At 72.5% G+C, this 2144-nt stretch carries 1 protein-coding gene; it reads left to right on the top strand.

Annotated features, from left to right (window positions below):
• Nucleotides 1-2020, top strand: a 2020-nt coding sequence (locus tag VR44_RS17580) for a hypothetical protein (RefSeq protein WP_052713671.1), incomplete at its 5' end; no start/stop codon positions are given.
• Between the last annotated feature and the right edge of the window lie 124 nt (nucleotides 2021-2144).

Here is a 2144-nt window from a genome sequence, read left to right on the forward strand (position 1 = left end):
GGGCAAGGACGGTCCGCTCGACCAGACCCACCAGGCCGCCGTCGAGGTGGCGTCCATCACCACCGCCTCCTACTTCGGCACGCCCGCGCGCGGCGGCCGGCCCTGTGACAGTGCGGTGGGGCCCGCGCACGAGGCCTGCGTGCAGGAGAAGGCCGAGGCGAAATCGGTGGTCGACCCGGTCCAGCGCGCGCTGACCGACAGTCTGGTAGTCAAGCCGTACATGCTCCTGCAGTACGGCCGCGTCCTCGATCCCCACAGGGCGGGGGAAGCCGACGCCTACAAAGCCCATCTGAAGTGGGTCGAGAGCAGTCGGCCCAAGCAGAAGCAGGGCGAGGTGGACCTGTCGAAGTGTTCCGGGACCTTCGGTCCCATCAAGGATGCTTGCGAGCGCCAGGTGAAGGAAGCCAGCGGTAGCCAGACCCCTTGCAAGGCCCTGGACGAACCGGCGAGGGACTACTGCGAGAACGGGAACGGCCCGCGCGGAGCAGACACCAAGGATGCGGCGTTCTCGCAACTCATCAAGGACCTGCAGGATGCAGGGCCCGTCGGGCAACAGGCCGCCGAGTACGCGCAGAAGCCGACCTGGGACCGGGTGTGGTCAGTGGCAGCCCTGCTGTTCGCGGTGTTCGTGGTCACGCTCATGATCGTGTCGATGGCGGTCGTGATGCTCGGCGCGCAGGGCGCCGACGCCGCCGCTGCGGCCGGCGGGCCCGTCGCCTGGGTGTGGTCGATGCTTCCGGGCCCGTCCCGCATGCTGCTGTGGCGTTGGGCGGGCGTGTTCATCGCCTCAGCCCTGGTGTCCTTCATGGCCGCTTTGTGCCTGCCGATGTTCGGGATCGCCGTCGACGCGGTCCTGTCGGACAGCGGGACGGATCTGATGGTGGAGCGCCTGCTGCTGGTGGACGCCGTCGCTCTGGCGTTCCTGGTCATGCACCGGCGGGTGCTGGCCGCAACGTCCGGCTTCGGGCAGCGGATGGCCACGCGCATGCGCTACCGGAAGATCGGCGGCAGCCACCTGCGCGGGGACAGCTCCGAGATCGGCGCTGCCCTCGCCGAACACGGGCCCGCCGGCGGGCTCGCCCGCAGGGACGGGCAACCTTCCACGGCGCACGGGAGTTTCGGTGCACGCCTGGCTGCCCTGGGCAGTCTCGTGGCGATGAGCGACGGGGCCGGCATGCCGATGTCCCCCAGCCGGTTCATGGGCGATGCCCTCGCCGAAGGCAGGCGCGGTCTGGCACCGATCGCCCTCGCACTGCGGGCCGGGCACACCGCGCTGATCGGACCCCGCAAGCCGGGGCAGCACCCAGCCGCGCAGGCTTTCTCCGCCGCCGCGCACGGCGGGACCGCCGGCTCGGGAGAGGTGGTCGCTGATCAGTGGACGGGGGAGGTCCTGCACGATCCGGCGACCGACCGGCCGCTGCTCGGGTCCCGGATCCATGCCCGTGCCTCGCGGCTCCGTGGCTACCGGATCGCCTCCCGCGGCGCGCGCCTGGCCTACGGAGCGACCCTGGGGCTCCCCCGCAATCTGGGCCGCGCCCACGGAGCTGCCAGTGAGTTCACCGATGACGCCCGCACCCAGCTGCGCGTGGCAGCACACCAGGTCCGCGAGGACGCCGACCGGTGGGCTGAAGGCGGCCGGCTCGTACGGGACGGCGTCGACCACGCCGGGCAGCGTCTGGCGACCGCCTGGCAGGTCCACGACCCGGTGGGTGCGGTTCGCGAGACCGCCGTGGCCGCCGCCATCGCCACCGCTCCTCTGGCCGCTTCCTCCCGCGGCCGCGAAGGGGTGTCCAGGAGGACCATTTCGGCGCCGCGTGCCGAGACGGGCCGTGAGCCGGCGCCCCGTCGCCGGTCGGCCGAGCCCGCCGCCACTCCCCCGCCAGCTGAGCGCCGTGATGCCGGCAGCGGTCCTGCAGGGGCGGCCGGCCGAGAGGCGCAGGAGGCGAACGCGGCACGGCTACGCGCGATCTTCGAAGCCCGCGTGGCGGAGCGCCGTCGCCGTGAAGGCGGTGAGAGGTGAAGAGGTGGCAGAAATTGGGATGTCTGGGAGTGCTGCTGATGGTGGCGGCGTGCTGCACCGCTCCGGTCCTGATCGTGGCCGCCGCCACCCGGGCTCGCGGGGGCGCGCCGGCCGGCTCGGCGGT

Source organism: Streptomyces katrae (assembly GCF_000966975.1).
GTDB classification, from domain to species: domain Bacteria; phylum Actinomycetota; class Actinomycetes; order Streptomycetales; family Streptomycetaceae; genus Streptomyces; species Streptomyces katrae.